Genomic DNA, 18,221 nt, shown 5'->3' with positions numbered 1-18,221 from the left:
TTGTTGAAAAAATATTCATTTCTAATATATATTGACGAGAATTGGCAGACATGATAGCATAGAGGTATCTTTCAAAAAGAAATATAAAAAACGATAAAGATTCACAGATTACGGACCGACAGGGATAACGACTGTGTGTATGGATATACACGTGCGTTGTCTCTTTTTTTATACGTGTTTTGCAGGAGAGGGAGGAAAAACATGTTTTTGATGATCGATAATTATGATTCGTTTGTTTACAATCTGAAAGCGTATTTTGAGGAGTTGGGAAGGGAGATCATGGTCAGGAGAAGTGATCAGATTAATATAGAAGAAATAGAAAAGATGCAGCCGGAAGGAATCATTCTTTCGCCCGGACCGAAACGTCCATGGGATGCTGTGCGATGTGTAGAAACAGTGAAACGGTTTCAGGGAAAGATCCCGATCTTAGGTGTCTGTCTGGGACATCAGGTGTTGGGACACTGCTGTGGAGCTGTTGTAGAGAAAGGAAGCCGTCCAATGCATGGAAAGGTGACAGAGATTCGAAATAATAGAACAGGATTATTTGAAGGGCTGCCGGAGAAATTTAAAGTGACCAGGTATCATTCGCTGGTTGTGAGAGAAGACAGTATTCCGGAAGAATACCGGGTAGATGCTGTGGCTGAAGATGGAGCGGTAATGGGAATCTCGCACAGAGAAATCCCTCTTTATGGCGTACAGTTTCATCCGGAAGCAGTCCTGACGGAATATGGTCATGAGTTGTTAGAAAATTTCTGCTGTATCGCAGAGAAATTCAACAAAAATGAATAAAAAATATATGAAATATATAAGAAAAATCTATAGAAATGTTTCGAAAAATGGACAGAGAGGAAAAATAGATGTATAATATAAACCGCGTGATAAAAAAATTGACTCCACACAGATCAGCAGCAGAACTGTTCAAATATTTTTCGGATGAAAAGGACTGTGTATTTCTGGATTCATCTCTTGTGAACGGGCTTGGAAGATATTCAATCATAGGAGTGCGGCCATATCTCAAATTAGTAAAAGATGATCATGGATTTTTTATAAATGAGCAGAAGGTATCGGAACTCTCATTTGAGGAATATCTCAAAAAATATCTGTCTGAGCATAAAGATCAGAACAAAAGCGGGCTTCCAATGCTATCAGGGGCAATCGGATATTTTTCGTATGAATACGGGCGGAAATTAATGGAAATACCATCTCATAAGGAAAATCTGGTAACGATTCCGGATGCAGTACTTGTTTTTTATGACATGTATATCATAGAGGATTGTCATGAGAAGAAAACATTTCTGGTGGCCAATGGAATTACAGAAGATGCAGAGAAACTGATCGAATCTGTTGAAAAGCGTCTGACAGAAGTATTATTAGAAAAAGAACAGGTCGCAGACGGATCATTTAATATAGAAATAACACCAAATTTTAAAAAAGAAGAATACAAACAGGCTGTTGATGAGATGATTCGATATATCATCGAAGGTGATATCTATATCACAAATATGACGCAGCAGCTTGAGGTAAAGAGCAATAAAAAACCACTGGATGTTTTTTATGATTTGAGAGAAAACAATCCGTCACCATTTGGCGGCTATATGGATTACGGTGATTTTCAGATTGTCTGTGCATCACCGGAGCGATTCCTTAAGATGAAGAAGGAACATGTGAATACACGTCCGATCAAGGGAACGCGAAAAAGAGGTGAGACTCTGGAAGAGGATCTCCTTATGAGAAATGAACTCAAAAATTCAGAGAAGGATAAGAGTGAACTTCTTATGATCGTTGATCTCGAGCGGAATGATCTGAACCGCGTGTGCAAACCTGGAAGTGTCAACGTGACGGAACTTTTTACGGTGGAAGAATACGCAACAGTATTTCATCTGGTTTCTGACATCGAGGGAGTACTTCAGGAAAACAAAACGATAATGGATCTGCTTGAAGCAACGTTTCCTGGCGGTTCTATTACAGGAGCCCCGAAATATCGTGCGATGGAGATTATTGATGAACTGGAGAACAACCGCAGAAATCTGTACACAGGTTCCATCGGTTACCTGACATTAGATGGAGACTGTGATTTTAATATAGTGATCCGTACAGCATTGCACAAAGATGGAATGTATTATCTGGGAGTTGGCGGTGGCATCACTGCTGAATCAGACCTGGAATTTGAATATGAGGAGACCCTTCAGAAAGCGAAAGCGGTTCTGGAGGCTATGAAATAAAGTCTGGAGTGATAAAAAGATATGGATATTAGACTGGATGAGGGATTTTTGTTTGGAATGGGAGTATTTGAAACGGTTGCAGTGGAACAAGGCAGACCGTTACTTCTGGAACAACATCTGAACAGAATGCAGGGATCCGCTGATTTTTTGAAATTGGGTTCCTGTGCAGAACGTGGACTTACAAAAGAAAAAATCGCAGAATATCTGAGTACACAGGAAATGTCGGTGAAGATGCATGGAGCACTTAAGATTGTGATGTCAGCTGAGAATACCTTCTTTCAGATGAGAGAAAATCCATATATGGATGAAATCTATTCCAGAGGATTTATGACGGACCTAAGCAAAGTCAGACGAAACGAGACTTCTCCACTAGTTTATCATAAGACATTTAATTATGGTGACTGTATTTTGGAAAAAAGAGCAGCCGCAGCAGCCGGTATCAATGAAAAGATATTTATCAACACCAAAGGACAGATCAGTGAAGGAACTGTCTGCAATGTCTTTTTTGTACGTAAAAATATGATCTATACACCGCAGCTTTCCTGCGGCCTGTTGCCGGGTATCCTGCGTGAATATATTATGGAAAGATTTCAGGTGACAGAAACGATCATTTATCCGGATGAGCTGATGTATTATGAGGAGTGTTTTGTGACAAACTCACTCATGGGTGTGATGCCGGTAAGACAGCTTGGAAATATCTGTTTTCCGCATCGTGCAAAAGCAGACGAAGTAAGAAAAGTATACGAAAAAGAAAAAATGTCCCTGTGAGGGGCATTTTTTTTGCCTGAATTGTGTCCAAAAAGTCACAAAAAAACGATTGACTTTCAAAGGCGAAATTTTGTATAATAGGAAAATTCGGAAATAGAAAAAAGACAGATAAGGAGGCAGAAAGAAAAGATGAATAAGACACTTTTTAAATCCATCCGGGAATATAAGAAACAGTCATTGCTGGCACCGTTTCTCGTAATTCTGGAGGTCATGATGGAGGTTCTCATTCCTCTGGAAATGGCAAAGATCATAGATGTTGGAATAGCCAATGGTGATCTTGGTTATATTGTACAGCGCGGAATAATTCTTGTTGCAATGGCGATGCTGGCATTGTTTTTTGGTGTGCAGGCCGGTAATATGGCAGCCGTAGCGGCTGCTGGTTATGCGAAAAATCTTCGCCATGATATTTTCTATAAGGTGCAGGATTTTTCTTTCAAAAACATTGACCATTTCTCCACATCAGGTCTGGTCACACGAATGACAACAGATATTACAAACGTGCAGATGGCATATATGATGAGTATCCGTCTTCTGGCAAGAGCACCGATCATGATTCTTCTTTCCTGGATCATGACACTGTTGATCAATGTAAAGATTGCACTTCTGTTCCTGATCGTAATCCCGCTTCTTGGTGGAACACTGATGTTTATAGCAAAGAAAGCGCATCCACATTTTATCAGAGTATTTGACGAGTATGATGAACTGAACAATTCTGTGCAGGAAAATGTCAATGCATCACGTGTGGTAAAGGCATTTGTAAGAGAAGATTACGAGATAAACAAATTTCACGGTGTGTCCAATTATGTATATACCCTGTTTACAAAAGCAGAAAAAATCGTTGCATGGAACTCTCCGGTCCTGCAGTTCATGATGTACGCGGTTGTACTTCTGATCGCGCTGATCGGTGGACGAAGCATTGTATTTGGAACCATGGAGACTGGAGAACTGACAAGTGTGATCGTATATGCAATTCAGATTCTGATGTCTCTGAATATGGTAACTTTTGTATTTGTCATGATCATGATCGCAGGGGCTTCCACAGACCGTATCACAGAGGTGCTTAATGAAGTTCCGGAGATGCAGGATAAAGCGGATACAGTGAAAGAAGTCAGAAATGGCGAGATTACTTTTGAACATGTAGATTTCAGCTATGCGGGTGAAGGCGGAAACCTTTCCTTGAAAGATATCAACCTTCATATTAAATCAGGACAGACAGTTGGTATCATTGGCGGCACCGGAAGTGCCAAATCTACACTGGTACAGATGATCCCGAGACTTTATGATGTCACTGGTGGTGCAGTAAAAGTAGCCGGAGTCGATGTACGTGACTATAATCTGGAAGTTCTGCGTGACCAGGTATCTATGGTTCTGCAGAAAAATGTATTATTTTCCGGCACGATCTACGATAATATCCGCTGGGGCAATGAACATGCCAGTGATGAGGAAGTTAAAAGAGTCTGCCGTCTGGCGCAGGCAGATGGATTTGTAAATGAGTTCCCGAATGGTTATGAGACCATGATCGTACAGGGCGGTAATAACGTTTCCGGTGGACAGAAACAGCGTCTATGCATTGCACGTGCACTGCTTAAGAAACCTAAAATCCTGATTCTGGATGATTCCACCAGTGCAGTAGATACCAAAACAGATGCATTGATCCGTAAAGCATTCCGGGAAGAGATCCCGGACACGACCAAGATCATCATTGCACAGAGAGTTTCTTCGATAGAAGATGCCGATCAGATCATTGTGCTGGATGATGGTAAGATCGCAGGTGTGGGAACATCGGAAGAACTGCTGCAGACAAATGAGATCTACAGGGAAGTATATGAATCTCAGGTGAAAGGAGGAGAAGAGGATGAATAAGAATAAAAAACCGAAAATGAAAAAAAATGATTTAAAGACGGCAAAACGTCTGATGAAATATGTGACAGAGAAATATAAATTCCAGTTTATTCTTGTTTTCTTCTGTATCCTGATCAGTGCTGTGGCGACAACTGCAGTCTCTCTTTCTCTGAGATACCTTCTGGATGATTTTATCCTGCCGCTTGTTGGACAGAAAACCCCGGATTTTGCAGGACTTTATAAGGCCCTGACTGTTTTGGGCGTAATCTTTCTGGCAGGTGTCATTGCAACATTTATTTACACAAGAATGATGGTTTATATCGGACAGGGTGTACTCAAAAGAGTACGTGATGATATGTTTGAACATATGCAGACACTGCCAATCCGTTACTTTGACCAGAATACAAATGGTTCGATCATGAGTCTTTATACCAATGATACAGATACATTGAGACAGATGATCAGCCAGGCAATTCCACAGGCACTGATGGCATTGTTTACAATTGTTGTCACTTTTATTTCCATGCTGGTGCTGAGTCCGCTTCTTACGATACTTGCAGTAGTGATCATTTTTGTGATGCTTGCTGTTACCGGCAGGATCGGAGCAAAGAGTGGAAAATACTTTGTACATCAGCAGATGTCTCTGGCAGATGTGACCGGATTTGTGGAAGAACGAATGAACGGACAGAGGGTAGTAAAGGTATTTAATCATGAGGCAAAATCAAAAGAAGAGTTTGATCAGCTCAATGAAGTTCTTTTTGAGAGCGCCTCACAGGCAAATAAATACGGTAATATGATGGGACCAGTTATCGGAAATATCGGAAACCTGCAGTTTGTACTGACGGCGGTTCTCGGAGGAATCCTTTCTGTAGCAGGCATCGGAGGAATCACACTTGGTGTTATGGCTTCCTATCTGCAGTTCACCAAAAGCTTCACTCAGCCGTTCATGCAGGTGGCACAGCAGTTTAATTCCATCGTCATGGCGCTTGCCGGTGCGGAAAGAATTTTCAATCTGATCGATGAGAAACCGGAAGAGGATGAGGGTTATGTAACACTTGTCAATGCAAGAAAAGATGAGAATGGCAACATTGTAGAATGCAAAGAGAGAACCGGCATGTGGGCATGGAAACATCCGCATTCTGCAGATGGCTCCGTATCCTATACAGAGCTGAAAGGTGATGTAAGATTTGAGGATGTAACCTTTGGATATAATGAAGACAAAACAATTCTTCACGATATCAGCCTGTATGCGAAGCCCGGACAGAAACTGGCATTCGTCGGCTCTACCGGAGCCGGTAAGACAACCATAACCAATCTGATCAATCGTTTTTATGATATCCAGGAAGGCAAGATCCGTTATGATGGAATCAATATTACCAAGATCAAAAAGGATGATCTGAGACATTCTCTTGGAATCGTTCTTCAGGACACACATTTGTTTACCGGTACGATTCGTGATAATATCCGTTATGGCAAGCTGGATGCAACGGATGAAGAAATCTATGCAGCAGCAAAACTGGCACATGCAGATCAGTTTATACAGATGCTCCCGAAAGGATACGATACGATGCTGAGCGGGGATGGTGAAGAACTCTCTCAGGGGCAGAGACAGCTTCTGTCCATTGCGCGGGCAGCAGTTGCAGACCCACCGGTACTGATTCTGGATGAAGCAACTTCCAGTATCGATACCCGTACAGAAAGTATCGTACAGAAAGGTATGGACAACCTGATGAAGGGCCGTACCGTGTTTGTAATCGCGCACAGACTTTCTACGATTCGAAACAGTGATGCGATTATTGTTCTGGAACATGGCAAGATCATTGAGAGAGGTGACCACAAAGACCTCATTAAACAGAAAGGAACTTATTATCAGCTGTATACTGGTAAACTGGAACTTTCATAAAAAATATTACAGAGACAGAATTTCCTGATAATCTGGAGTTCTGTCTCTTTGTATATTCGGTAATCTGTGAGAAAAAATGGTGCAATATGTGCAACAATTAACTGTATTTTTATTCCGGACGTGGTATACTGTCAACAAAAAGAAATGGGGGCTCAATATGTTAAAATCATGGACACCGGGCGAAGGACCGGACAAAGATGAGATGAAGGTGCAGCTTGAGAAAACCAGAAACAGACTTTATGATCTTCAGATGAAGATCAAGGAGCATAAACTCCCGGTGCTGGTTCTTTTTGAGGGATGGAGTGCAGCAGGCAAAGGCAGCATGATCGGCAAAGTGATCAGAAATATTGATCCTCGCTTTTTCAAGGTTGCCACGATGTCAGCTCCGACAGAGGAAGAGGTACGCAGACCGTTTCTGTATCGTTATATGAAACAGATCCCGGAAGAAGGCAAATTTACATTCCTGGATTCCGGATGGATGGAACAGACGGTGAAGGAAGTATTGAATGGAGAACTCGAAGGAGATGCTTATGAGCGGCGTATCGAGAGCATCAGGCGTTTTGAAAGGCAGCTTACGGACAATGGATATCTGGTCCTGAAATTCTTTATGGAGATTGATAAGGACGAACAGGAAAAACGTATGAAGAAGCTGCTTTCCAAGGATGATACCAAGTGGCGTGTGACAGGATTCGATAAATGGCAGAACAAACATTATAAGAAGTGCGAGAATGTATTTGACCGTTATATGAAAGACACCAATATGTCCAGTTCGCCGTGGTATATCATTGATGCAAAGGATAAGAAGTGGGCAGAGCTGCAGGTGATGGATACACTGGTCAGCAGTATTGAAGTGGCATTGCAGAACCAGAGTCATTCGGTACCGATCCTTCAGAATGTTTTTCCACTGGTCAAGATGCCTAAGCTGAAAGACGTAGAGCTGGAAGGCAAGACAATTGACGAAGAAGAGTACCAGAAAGAATTGAAGAAGCTGCAGGCAAAACTGGGAGAACTGCATAATCGCCTGTACCGTAAGCGTGTTCCGGTGATCATTACCTATGAGGGATGGGATGCGGCCGGCAAAGGCGGCAATATCAAACGAATTGCAGGGGCATTGGATCCTAGAGGATATGAGGTACAGCCAATCGCCAGTCCGGAGCCACATGAGAAGGCTCGGCATTATCTCTGGAGATTCTGGACAAGACTTCCGAAGGATGGGCACATTGCAATCTTTGATCGTACGTGGTATGGCCGTGTCATGGTAGAACGGCTGGAAGGATTCTGCAGTGAAAATGACTGGAAACGTGCTTACAATGAGATGAATGAATTTGAAAAGGAACTCCACGACTGGGGTGCAGTGATCATCAAATTCTGGGTGCAGATTGATAAAGATACACAGTTGGAGCGTTTTAATGACCGCCAGAATAATCCGGAGAAACGCTGGAAGATCACAGACGAAGACTGGCGAAACCGTGAAAAATGGGATCAGTATGAAGAAGCAGTCGATGAGATGCTGAAGAAGACGAGTACAACGTTTGCACCGTGGCATATTCTGGAGTCCGTTGACAAGAAATATGCACGTATCAAAGCACTGAAGATTGTAATTGAAGAAATTGAGAAAGCACTGAAATAAAGAAGAACCTCTCTGTCGGCAATTGGTCTGGCAGGGAGGCTTTTTGCATATAAAGCAATTTCAGGATCTCAGATAATTTTTCATGGTCTTCAGAGCATTTTTTTCAAGGCGGCTGACCTGCGCCTGAGAGATGCCGATTTCATCAGCAACTTCCATCTGTGTCCGACCCTCATAGAAGCGCATTTCAATGATGTGCTTTTCTCTCTGGTTAAGCCGGTTCATGGCTTCCCGGAGAGATAGGTTTTCCAGCCAGTGGTCTTCTTTGTTTTTCTGATCGCTGATCTGATCCATGACATACAACGTATCGCCACCCTCGGAGTATACCGGTTCAAACAAGCTGACAGGACTCTGGATCGCATCCAGGGCATATACGATCATTTCTTTTTCAATGCCGATCTCATCAGCAATTTCATCGATCGTTGGTTCCTTCAGATTCTTTTTGATCATATTTTCTTTGGTATAAATGGCTTTATAGGCAATGTCGCGCAGAGAACGGCTTACCCGGATACTGTTATAATCCCGTAGATAGCGGCGGATCTCACCGATGATCATCGGGACTGCATATGTCGAGAATTTGACATTCAGTGTATCGTCAAAATTATCGACGGCTTTCATAAGACCAATGCACCCGATCTGAAAAAGATCATCGGCATTTTCATTGCTGTTCTGAAATCGTTTGATAACACTTAACACAAGGCGGAGATTTCCTTTGATATATTGTTCGCGGGCTTCAGAATCTCCTTTTTTGATCTTTTGAAATAATGCTTCTTTTTCGTCCGACTTCAGGATCGGAAGACTGGATGTATTTACCCCGCAGATTTCTACTTTATTAAGTGCCATCAAAATATCCTCCTCATCTCTTATTTCTGGTACTAGAAATGATTCTCAGGGAGGACAGGAAATATTCTTTTCTGGGAAAAATATAAAAATTAATAGCCCTTGACAGTGTCAGAGAAGGTGGTCTTTGTGAAAACATTTTTCTTCTTTGACTTCGACGAGGATGATATCATCACCAATCTGGCAGATGCAGCACCAGGGAATGATGTATTCGCTTTCTCTGCCGGGAAAAAAACAGAATTTGCCGGGACCTGGAACGATGAGAGCAGTGATGGCTCCTGTTTTGCGGTCGAACTCCAGATCGACCGGGCAGCCAAGACTGCGACAGGTACAGGTATTGATGACTTCTTTCTGTCTAAGCTCACATAATCGCATGAATTTACCACTTTTTATAAAAGATATGCAAAATTTATCTGAAATATACAGGTCCATTTCTTGACATTGTCCGAAAAAATAAAGTATAATTATTTCATTAAAAGGGGAAAGAGGGGAAAATACTGTGAGATGCCCGTTTTGTAATCAGGATAACAGCAAGGTTGTAGACTCCCGACCGGTAGATGATACAAATTCAATCCGGAGACGGCGAATGTGTGAATCCTGTGGAAAAAGATTTACGACATACGAAAAAGTTGAAACTATTCCATTGAGTGTCATTAAGAAGGATCAGACACGTGAACAGTATGACCGTTCCAAGATTCAGGGCGGAATTCTGCGTGCCTGCTATAAGAGACCGATTCCGGTGGAAAAGATCGAGTCGCTGATGGATTCTATAGAGGGAGATATTTTTGACACAGCAGACAAAGAAATTTCCAGTACCCGCATTGGTGAGATTGTCATGGAACATCTGAAGGACCTGGATGCAGTTGCTTATGTTCGCTTTGCTTCTGTCTACAGAGAATTTAAGGATGTCAGTACATTTATGGATGAACTGAAGAAATTTATGGAACCATAAAGAAAACATGAAAATATAAAAAGGCGCTTCGGATCAGAAATCCGGAACGCCTTTTGGATTATACATACGAATGAACAGGAGATTAAACAATACCCTGAGCCATCATTGCATCTACAACCTTTTCGAAACCTGCAATGTTAGCACCAACAACGAAGTTGTCCGGCATATCATAACGTTTTGCAGCATCGCTGATCTTAGCATAGATGTCAACCATGATCTGATGAAGTTTGGCATCAACTTCTTCGGATGTCCAGGAAAGTCTCTGAGAGTTCTGGCTCATTTCCAGTGCGGAAGTAGCAACACCACCTGCATTGGATGCTTTTCCAGGAAGGAAGAGAACACCGTTTGCCATAGCGTAGTCTGTAGCTTCTCTTGTAGTAGGCATGTTTGCACCTTCTACGATATATTTGCATCCGTTTGCAATCAGAGTTTTTACGCCATCAAGGTCAAGTTCGTTCTGAGTTGCGCATGGAAGATATACATCACATTTGATGTTCCAGATGCCAACACCTTCTGTGTAAGTAGCGCCTTCTACACGGTCAGCGTATTCTTTGATACGTCCACGTTTTACTTCTTTGATATCTTTGACAATGTCAAGGTTGATTCCGTTTGGATCATGGATATATCCGTTAGAGTCGCACATTGCAATAACCTTTGCACCAAGCTGAGTAGCTTTCTGCACTGCATAGATTGCAACATTACCGGAACCTGTAACAACAACAGTTTTTCCGTCAAGAGAATCGTTGTGGTCTTTCATCAGTTCGTTCAGAATATATACAACACCGTATCCGGTAGCTTCTGTACGGATCAGGGAACCACCATAGGTAAGTCCTTTACCTGTCAGAACGCCTTCATAAAGATCACGAACACGTTTGTACTGTCCGAAGAGATATCCAATCTCACGTCCGCCGACACCGATGTCACCAGCCGGTACGTCTGTGTCTGCGCCGATGTATTTGCAGAGTTCTGTCATAAAGCTCTGGCAGAATGCCATAACTTCTCTGTCAGATTTGCCCTTAGGATCGAAGTTGGAACCACCTTTACCGCCACCGATCGGGAGACCTGTAAGGGAGTTCTTGAAAACCTGCTCGAAGCCGAGAAATTTAAGAATGCTCTGGTTTACTGTCGGATGGAAACGAAGACCACCTTTGTATGGTCCGATCGCACTGTTGAACTGTACACGGTATCCTTTGTTTACCTGTACTTTGCCGTTGTCATCTACCCACGGAACACGGAAAGAAATGATTCTTTCAGGCTCTACCAGACGTTCCAGAACGGAAAGACTGCGGTATTTTTCTTCATTTTTGTCGATAACAACTTTCAGAGAATCCAGTACTTCTTTGACTGCCTGATGGAATTCTGGTTCGCCAGGATTCTGTGCAACGACTCTTTCATAAACTTCTTCTGTGTAAGACATGTTGATTTCCTCCTCATTCGTTATATGAATTATGTCCATCTGTCTAAGACATTTGCCCAGGGACTATTATACACAAAAGTGGTAAAGTTGAAAAGGGTATCATAAAAATTTTTTTCAAAAAATTTATTAAGACATACTAAAAAATAATTTATATGATTTTATGATACGAGTTGTGGAGAATTTTACCTTGCGAAATTGGGCGGAATGTGAGATTATAGTACAATACGAGTTACTGAATATAGGATTCCAGTGACCGATATGAATAAAAAATTCACGGAGAGGAGTGAAAAAATGAGAACATTTGACAAATCAACAAAGCTCGATAATGTACTGTATGATGTGAGAGGACCGGTGGTTGATGAGGCGGCCAGAATGGAAGAGGAAGGCAAAGAAATTCTGAAACTGAATATCGGAAACCCGTATCCGTTCGGATTCTCAGCTCCTCAGGAAGTGATTCTGGATATGCTGAGCAATATCCGTACATCTCAGGGATATTCCGATTCCAAGGGAATCTTTTCTGCACGTAAGGCAATCATGCAGTATGCGCAGCTTCGTAATATTCCAAATGTTTCCATGAATGATATATATACTGGAAATGGTGTAAGTGAGCTGATCAATCTCTGTATGCAGGCACTTCTGGATAATGGAGATGAGATTCTGATCCCGGCACCGGACTATCCGCTCTGGACGGCTACAGCTACACTGGCCGGGGGAAACGTTGTCCATTACGTCTGCGATGAACAGTCAGACTGGTATCCTGATATCGATGATATCAGAAGCAAGATCACAGATAAGACAAAAGCAATCGTCATCATCAATCCGAATAACCCGACAGGTGCAGTATATCCCAAAGAAATTCTTGAACAGATCGTTCAGATCGCAAGAGAAAAAGAACTGATCATTTTTTCGGATGAGATTTATGACCGCCTGGTTATGGACGGATATGAGCATACATCCATTGCCTCTCTGGCACCGGATGTTTTCTGTGTTACATTTTCCGGATTGTCCAAATCCCACATGATCGCTGGATTCCGTATCGGATGGATGATCTTAAGTGGAGCAAAGGACAAGGCAAAAGGCTATATAGAAGGAATCAAGATGCTTTCCTCTATGAGACTTTGTTCCAATGTGCCGGCACAGTCGATCGTGCAGACAGCACTTGGTGGATACCAGAGTGTCACAGAGTATATCAAACCGGGTGGAAGAGTTTATGAGCAGAGAGAGTGCATCTATAATGCACTGAAAGATATCCCGGGAATTTCTGTAGTAAAACCTCATGCTGCTTTCTATATCTTCCCGAAGATCGATACCGAGAAGTTCAATATTACAAATGATGAACAGTTTGCACTTGATTTCCTGCATGAGAAACAGGTACTGATCGTTCCGGGCAAAGGCTTTAACTGGATGAAACCAGATCATTTCAGAATTGTTTATCTTCCAAATATAAGACAGCTTGAGAAGTCAATGGAAAAACTTAGAGAATTTCTGCGCACATATCAGCAGAGATAACTGGACTGAAATGACAGGAAATGTTATACTTATTTTAGATTAGAGATTTATTTTGAGGAGGGCCTGCGGGAAAAAGAAGCATAAGTCGAAAGGAGTATCATGCATGACAGGATTTAACACAAAAGTAACACCGGAAATTGAAAATCTGACACAGATGTGCGTAGATCATTCCAGTATGGATGTGTCGCTTTATGGAAAGTACGATGTAAAAAGAGGACTTCGAGACATCAATGGTAAAGGCGTTCTGGCCGGGTTGACACAGATATCCAATGTACAGGCGGTTAAAGTTATTGATGGGAAAGAAGTTCCCTGTGCAGGAAGTCTTTATTACCGAGGGTATAATATCAAAGATCTGACGGCGGGTTTTGTCAATGATAATCGGTTTGGATTTGAAGAGACGACCTACCTGCTTTTGTTTGGTAAACTTCCAAGTGCAAAAGAACTTGCAGATTTCCAGGCTTTGCTGGCAGCCCAGCGTTCATTACCAAGAAATTTTGTGCGTGATGTTATCATGAAAGCACCGGGACGTGATATTATGAATGCGCTTTCACGAAGCGTGCTTACTTTATATTCCTATGATAATAATCCAGATGATATTTCACTTCCGAATGTACTAAGACAGTGCCTGAACCTGATCAGTGAATTTCCGCTGCTTTCCGTATATGGATATCAGGCATACAGTCATTATGTGAGAGATAAGAGTCTTTATATCCACAATCCGAAGAAAGAACTTTCTACAGCTGAGAATATTCTTCGGATGCTCAGACCAGATAAAAAATATACAGATCTGGAAGCGAAGATCCTTGATCTGGCATTGATACTTCATATGGAACATGGTGGTGGTAACAACTCTACATTTACAACACATGTTGTTTCATCATCCGGAACGGATACATATTCTGCAATTGCTGCTGCACTCGGCTCACTGAAAGGCCCGAAACATGGCGGTGCGAATATCAAGGTTATTCAGATGTTCCAGGATATGAAGAAAGAAGTCCGTGACTGGGAAGATGAAGAGGAAGTTCGTGCATATCTGAAACACCTTCTTCATAAAGAAGCATTTGACAGACGTGGCCTGATCTATGGTATGGGACATGCAATTTATTCTGTTTCCGATCCGAGAGCAGAAGTTCTTAAGGGATTTGTAGAAAGCCTCGCAAAAGAAAAAGGACGTATGAAAGATTATCGTCTGTATTCCATGGTTGAATGGATGGCTCCACAGGTGATTGCAGAAGAACGCCGTATTTATAAGGGTGTCAGCGCCAATGTTGATTTTTACAGTGGATTTGTATACAGCATGTTGGATCTTCCACTGGAACTCTATACACCGATGTTTGCCGTGGCACGTATTGTTGGATGGAGTGCGCATCGAATGGAAGAGTTGATCAATACAGATAAGATCATCCGCCCGGCATATAAGAATGTTCTGCCTGAGGCAGAATATATTCCTCTTAGCGAGAGATAAGATCAGACAACAGAGGAGAAAATAATGTTTCGATGTTTTTTTCCAGATGAATATCTGGATTCTGCGTATGTGATAGATTATGACCGCCTTTACCGCGAAGGGTACCGCGGTCTGATCTATGACATTGATAATACACTTGTGCCTCACGGGGCACCGGCAGATGAGCGGGCAATTGCACTTTTTGCACATTTGAGAGAACTTGGATTTGGCTATTGTCTGTTGTCAAACAATCAGATTGAGCGGGTTTCCTCATTTGCAGATGCGATTGGTGCACAGTTTATTGAGAATGCGCACAAGCCATCTGTACGTAATTATAAGAAAGCAATGGAACTTCTTGGAACAGACACAGGAAATACCATTTTTATAGGAGATCAGCTTTTCACAGATGTATATGGGGCCAAAAGAAGCGGCATCCGTAATATTCTGGTGAAGCCGATTCATCCAAAAGAAGAAATTCAGATTGTGCTCAAACGCTATCTGGAAAAAATAGTATTACATTTTTACAAAAAGGAGGAGGGGATTTCATGAACCACGTGGTGATCATTGGGTTTATGGGTTCGGGAAAAACGAGAGTTGGAAAGCAGCTTTCCAAAGACTTGGGATTACCATTTGTTGATCTGGAGAAGATCATTACAAAGAGGATGAATCTTTCTGCAAGAGAGATATTCGAGAGATTCGGAGAGCCGTATTACCGTGCATTGGAGACTCTGGCACTGAAACAGCTGATTCAGGATTCAGAGCGTAAGGTGATTTCACTTGGAGCAGGTCTTCCATTGCAGGAACAGAACGAAAAATATCTCAGAGAACTTGGTACAGTTGTTTATCTGAAAGGATCACTGGCAACGCTCAAGAAACGTCTGGAGGGATCCAAAAAAGATCCGATGCTGGATGGGGAAGACAGAGATGACAAGATCAAGAAACTTCTGAAACAGAGAGATCCGGTATATCAGAAGTTTGCTGATATTCAGGTAACGACAGGAGAAGTGCCTTTTGAGGAGCTTATTAAAGAAATTGAAGAGAAATTGGCTTCTTATGAAAAAAAGTAGTTGAAAAAACTTCCTGTATATTATAGAATAACTGATAGCGAACACAAAACGAAGGAGGATAATAAAATGATTTCTGCAGGTGATTTCAGAAACGGTGTCACAATCGAAATTGAAGGAAACGTATGTCAGATCGTTGAATTCCAGCATGTAAAACCTGGAAAAGGCGCTGCGTTCGTAAGAACAAAATATAAAAACATTATCACAGGAGCTGTACTGGAAAAATCTTTCCGTCCTACAGAGAAATTCCCACAGGCTCGTATCGACCGTGTGGACATGAGTTATCTGTACAATGATGGAGACCTTTACAACTTCATGAATACAGAAACATATGATCAGGTTGCACTTACAAAAGAACAGGTTGGAGATTCTCTCAAATTCGTTAAAGAGAACGAAGTTGTTAAAGTTTGTTCCTGGAATGGAAATGTATATGCAATCGAGCCGCCTCTGTTTGTAGAACTTGAAGTTATCGAGACAGAGCCAGGATTCGCTGGAAACACAGCACAGGGTGCTACAAAACCTGCAACTGTTGAAACAGGTGCTCAGGTAATGGTTCCGCTGTTCGTTAACCAGGGAGACAAACTGAAAATTGATACAAGAACAGGTGAATATCTGTCTCGTGTATAATTAATAGGAATGATTGTTACTGTGAAGCAGTAACATGTGATGATACCACCGGAGAGATTCGGTGGTATTTTTTCTTTACAGAGAAAAATGATTTTGATGAGAAATCTTTTTAACAGGATAAGGAGGATATTATGGAGTACAGAACACTTGGAAAGACAGGATTAAAAATTTCACGTATGGGATTTGGAGGAATTCCGATTCAGAAGATTGATGAGGAAGGAACAAAGAAGCTTCTTCATGCGATGGCAGAGAAAGGAATCAACTATATTGATTCTGCAAGAGGTTATACCGTCAGTGAACAGTATATTGGATATGGGCTGGAAGGGATTCGTGACAAATTCGTGCTTGCAACAAAGTCCATGTCCAGAACAAAAGAAGCAATGGCAGCAGATATCGAGACAAGTCTTGGAAACTTCCGTACAGATTATATAGATCTGTATCAGGTACATAACCCGAGTATGGAACAGCTGGACCAGGTAATTGGTGAAGGCGGTGCTCTGGAAGCTCTTATGGAAGCCAAAGCAGCAGGAAAGATCGGACACATCGGACTCACTGCACATTCCACAGCTGTATTTGAGCGTGCACTGGAACTGGACTGGGTTGAGACGATCATGTTCCCATATAATATCGTAGAGCAGCAGGGGGCAGAATTGATCCATAAATGTGCGGAGAAGAATATTGGATTTATTGATATGAAACCACTTGCCGGCGGAGCAATTGAAGATGGCACACTGGCACTGCGTTATGTCTGTTCCAATCCGGATGTGACTGTTGTAATTCCGGGAATGGCTGAGATTCGTGAGTTGGATGAAAACATGGCAGCATGTTCCAATGCAGCTCCACTTACCGAAGAAGAACTTGCCAAAATGGACAAGGTTCGTGAACAGCTTGGAAATGATTTCTGCCGGCGCTGTAATTACTGCGCACCGTGTACTGTAGGTATCAACATTCCAAGTGTGTTTCTTTTTGCAGGTTATCTGCAGAGATATGATCTGGCAGACTGGGCGAAAGAACGCTACAGTACGTTGAAAGTAAAAGCCTCCGCATGTATTGGCTGTGGTAAATGTGAACCGAGATGTCCGTATCATCTGCCAATCAGAGAAAAATTAAAGGTATGCGCGAAGGATATGGGAGAATAAACATGTTCAAAGATATTGTAAAAGCAAGCAGAAGCTACAGAGGATATGATGAATCTTATCATTTCAGCAGAGAGGAACTGGAAGACTTCGTGGACTGTGCACGCTTTGCACCGTCCAGTGTCAATGCCCAGCCATTTCGTTATTATCTGGCATGGGAGAAGGAAGAAGTAGACCGAATCCAGAAACTGACGAACTGGGCAAGGGCGCTGCCACAGATGCAGCTTCCGCACCCGGGAATGTGCCCGACAGGATTTATCGTCATCTGTCAGGACCTGAATCTTGGAGCTTCGATTCCGAGATACCAGAAAGATGTCGGAATCGTAGCACAGACGATGCTCCTCGCAGCTGCTGAGAAAGGGCTCGGCGGCTGCATGATTGGAAACTACAATGCAGATTCCGTCAAAAAAGAACTAAACCTGGCAGACAACCTTGCCCCGGTGCTGATCGTGGCATTTGGCAAACCAGCCGAAAAGATCGTGATCAAAGAAACCGAGGAAGGCGAGAACATTGCCTATTACCGCGATGAGAACGATGTACATTACGTACCCAAAAGAAAACTGGAAGACATTATAATAAAGAAATAAAGAATTCCCAATACCGTACTTTATTTCCTAAAGTGCGAAGCATGACTACACCCCATCAATTAAAACTGAAGAGAGAATCTGGATATAACCACTACGGGTACAGATGCATCTGCAAGAGTTCGTAGAAATACTTGGGATGTATCCTTAGTTATCAGGACCGCAAATAGCTAAAAATTGACATTAATCAAACATTTATATAAAAAACTGCTGTAATATCGGCAGTTTTTTGTACTTTATTTGACTTGTTGAGACAAAATGCAGTGTGCTATAATAGAAAAAGTTT

General features: G+C 42.1%; 17 protein-coding genes. 14 read left to right on the top strand and 3 right to left on the bottom strand.

Annotated elements, in window-relative coordinates; translation table 11 throughout:
• Positions 1-201: 201 nt before the first annotated feature.
• The 6 genes from LI112_RS08660 to pap all read left to right on the top strand — a co-directional run bounded on the left by LI112_RS08660 (position 202) and on the right by pap (position 8,365).
• Positions 202-789, top strand: a complete 588-nt coding sequence (locus LI112_RS08660; RefSeq protein WP_118392871.1) for an aminodeoxychorismate/anthranilate synthase component II — start codon at positions 202-204, stop codon at positions 787-789.
• Positions 790-857: 68 nt separating this feature from the next.
• Positions 858-2,222 (top strand): aminodeoxychorismate synthase component I, encoded by a 1,365-nt coding sequence (pabB, locus tag LI112_RS08655; protein WP_227190559.1) that lies wholly within the window; start codon positions 858-860, stop codon positions 2,220-2,222.
• Between the two features lie 21 nt (positions 2,223-2,243).
• Positions 2,244-2,990 (top strand): aminotransferase class IV, encoded by a 747-nt coding sequence (locus tag LI112_RS08650; protein WP_227190557.1) that lies wholly within the window; start codon positions 2,244-2,246, stop codon positions 2,988-2,990.
• Positions 2,991-3,119: 129 nt separating this feature from the next.
• Positions 3,120-4,853, top strand: a complete 1,734-nt coding sequence (locus LI112_RS08645) for an ABC transporter ATP-binding protein (protein WP_227190555.1) — start codon at positions 3,120-3,122, stop codon at positions 4,851-4,853.
• Entirely contained in the window at positions 4,846-6,735 is a 1,890-nt protein-coding gene (locus tag LI112_RS08640) for an ABC transporter ATP-binding protein (RefSeq protein WP_173903941.1), read from the top strand. Before LI112_RS08645 ends, LI112_RS08640 begins: the two co-directional genes overlap by 8 nt.
• Positions 6,736-6,892: 157 nt before the next feature.
• Positions 6,893-8,365: a polyphosphate:AMP phosphotransferase gene (gene pap / locus LI112_RS08635; protein ID WP_173903940.1), complete on the top strand. Its 1,473-nt coding sequence runs from the start codon at positions 6,893-6,895 to the stop codon at positions 8,363-8,365.
• Between the two features lie 60 nt (positions 8,366-8,425).
• On the opposite strand, the gene sigG is transcribed toward pap, so the two are convergent.
• Together sigG and LI112_RS18510 are read right to left on the bottom strand one after the other, a co-directional pair.
• Positions 8,426-9,205, bottom strand: coding sequence for an RNA polymerase sporulation sigma factor SigG (gene sigG / locus LI112_RS08630; protein ID WP_005427557.1), 780 nt, complete (start codon positions 9,203-9,205; stop codon positions 8,426-8,428).
• Between the two features lie 108 nt (positions 9,206-9,313).
• Entirely contained in the window at positions 9,314-9,577 is a 264-nt protein-coding gene (locus LI112_RS18510; RefSeq protein WP_081017183.1) for a PRC-barrel domain-containing protein, read from the bottom strand.
• Positions 9,578-9,701: 124 nt separating this feature from the next.
• Between LI112_RS18510 and nrdR the strand changes: the two genes are divergently transcribed.
• A complete protein-coding gene (gene nrdR, locus LI112_RS08620) occupies positions 9,702-10,154 on the top strand; it encodes a transcriptional regulator NrdR (protein WP_022388378.1) in 453 nt (150 codons plus the stop codon).
• Positions 10,155-10,236: 82 nt separating this feature from the next.
• Here the strand turns inward: nrdR and gdhA are convergent, their stop codons facing one another.
• Positions 10,237-11,571 (bottom strand): NADP-specific glutamate dehydrogenase, encoded by a 1,335-nt coding sequence (gene gdhA / locus LI112_RS08615; protein ID WP_055055141.1) that lies wholly within the window; start codon positions 11,569-11,571, stop codon positions 10,237-10,239.
• 291 nt (positions 11,572-11,862) lie between these two features.
• Here gdhA and LI112_RS08610 point away from each other — a divergent pair, with 291 nt between their 5' ends.
• The 7 genes from LI112_RS08610 (at position 11,863) to LI112_RS08580 (ending at position 17,938) form a co-directional block, all read left to right on the top strand.
• The gene (locus LI112_RS08610; RefSeq protein WP_022388376.1) at positions 11,863-13,080 is read left to right on the top strand and encodes an aminotransferase class I/II-fold pyridoxal phosphate-dependent enzyme; all 1,218 of its coding nucleotides are present in this window, start codon (positions 11,863-11,865) and stop codon (positions 13,078-13,080) included.
• Between the two features lie 103 nt (positions 13,081-13,183).
• Complete coding sequence (locus LI112_RS08605; RefSeq protein WP_227190553.1) at positions 13,184-14,545, top strand: citrate/2-methylcitrate synthase; 1,362 nt, start codon at positions 13,184-13,186, stop codon at positions 14,543-14,545.
• 24 nt (positions 14,546-14,569) lie between these two features.
• On the top strand, positions 14,570-15,073 hold the full coding sequence (locus tag LI112_RS08600) for a YqeG family HAD IIIA-type phosphatase (protein WP_005427565.1): 504 nt from the start codon (positions 14,570-14,572) through the stop codon (positions 15,071-15,073).
• On the top strand, positions 15,070-15,591 hold the full coding sequence (locus tag LI112_RS08595; RefSeq protein ID WP_005427566.1) for a shikimate kinase: 522 nt from the start codon (positions 15,070-15,072) through the stop codon (positions 15,589-15,591). The genes LI112_RS08600 and LI112_RS08595 overlap by 4 nt, the downstream gene beginning before the upstream one ends.
• Positions 15,592-15,657: 66 nt before the next feature.
• Entirely contained in the window at positions 15,658-16,215 is a 558-nt protein-coding gene (gene efp, locus LI112_RS08590) for an elongation factor P (RefSeq protein ID WP_005427567.1), read from the top strand.
• 131 nt (positions 16,216-16,346) lie between these two features.
• Entirely contained in the window at positions 16,347-17,354 is a 1,008-nt protein-coding gene (locus LI112_RS08585) for an aldo/keto reductase (RefSeq protein ID WP_022388374.1), read from the top strand.
• A gap of 2 nt (positions 17,355-17,356) precedes the next feature.
• Entirely contained in the window at positions 17,357-17,938 is a 582-nt protein-coding gene (locus LI112_RS08580) for a nitroreductase family protein (protein WP_227190551.1), read from the top strand.
• Positions 17,939-18,221: the final 283 nt, after the last annotated feature.

Source organism: Blautia sp. 210820-DFI.6.14 (assembly GCF_020558815.1).
GTDB lineage: Bacteria > Bacillota > Clostridia > Lachnospirales > Lachnospiraceae > Blautia_A > Blautia_A obeum.
This window is presented reverse-complemented; position numbering and strand designations above follow the sequence as displayed.

What these genes read in the sequence shown, in the direction of transcription:
- LI112_RS08605 (WP_227190553.1), top strand. Translation starts at nt 13,184, where the DNA reads ATGACAGGATTTAACACAAAAGTAACACCGGAAATTGAAAATCTGACA.
- LI112_RS08645 (WP_227190555.1), top strand. Translation starts at nt 3,120, where the DNA reads ATGAATAAGACACTTTTTAAATCCATCCGGGAATATAAGAAACAGTCA.
- LI112_RS08585 (WP_022388374.1), top strand. Translation starts at nt 16,347, where the DNA reads ATGGAGTACAGAACACTTGGAAAGACAGGATTAAAAATTTCACGTATG.
- LI112_RS08660 (WP_118392871.1), top strand. Translation starts at nt 202, where the DNA reads ATGTTTTTGATGATCGATAATTATGATTCGTTTGTTTACAATCTGAAA.
- LI112_RS08650 (WP_227190557.1), top strand. Translation starts at nt 2,244, where the DNA reads ATGGATATTAGACTGGATGAGGGATTTTTGTTTGGAATGGGAGTATTT.
- LI112_RS08640 (WP_173903941.1), top strand. Translation starts at nt 4,846, where the DNA reads ATGAATAAGAATAAAAAACCGAAAATGAAAAAAAATGATTTAAAGACG.
- LI112_RS08600 (WP_005427565.1), top strand. Translation starts at nt 14,570, where the DNA reads ATGTTTCGATGTTTTTTTCCAGATGAATATCTGGATTCTGCGTATGTG.
- sigG (WP_005427557.1), bottom strand. Translation starts at nt 9,205, where the DNA reads ATGGCACTTAATAAAGTAGAAATCTGCGGGGTAAATACATCCAGTCTT.
- LI112_RS08595 (WP_005427566.1), top strand. Translation starts at nt 15,070, where the DNA reads ATGAACCACGTGGTGATCATTGGGTTTATGGGTTCGGGAAAAACGAGA.
- pap (WP_173903940.1), top strand. Translation starts at nt 6,893, where the DNA reads ATGTTAAAATCATGGACACCGGGCGAAGGACCGGACAAAGATGAGATG.
- gdhA (WP_055055141.1), bottom strand. Translation starts at nt 11,571, where the DNA reads ATGTCTTACACAGAAGAAGTTTATGAAAGAGTCGTTGCACAGAATCCT.
- efp (WP_005427567.1), top strand. Translation starts at nt 15,658, where the DNA reads ATGATTTCTGCAGGTGATTTCAGAAACGGTGTCACAATCGAAATTGAA.
- LI112_RS08610 (WP_022388376.1), top strand. Translation starts at nt 11,863, where the DNA reads ATGAGAACATTTGACAAATCAACAAAGCTCGATAATGTACTGTATGAT.
- pabB (WP_227190559.1), top strand. Translation starts at nt 858, where the DNA reads ATGTATAATATAAACCGCGTGATAAAAAAATTGACTCCACACAGATCA.
- LI112_RS18510 (WP_081017183.1), bottom strand. Translation starts at nt 9,577, where the DNA reads ATGCGATTATGTGAGCTTAGACAGAAAGAAGTCATCAATACCTGTACC.
- LI112_RS08580 (WP_227190551.1), top strand. Translation starts at nt 17,357, where the DNA reads ATGTTCAAAGATATTGTAAAAGCAAGCAGAAGCTACAGAGGATATGAT.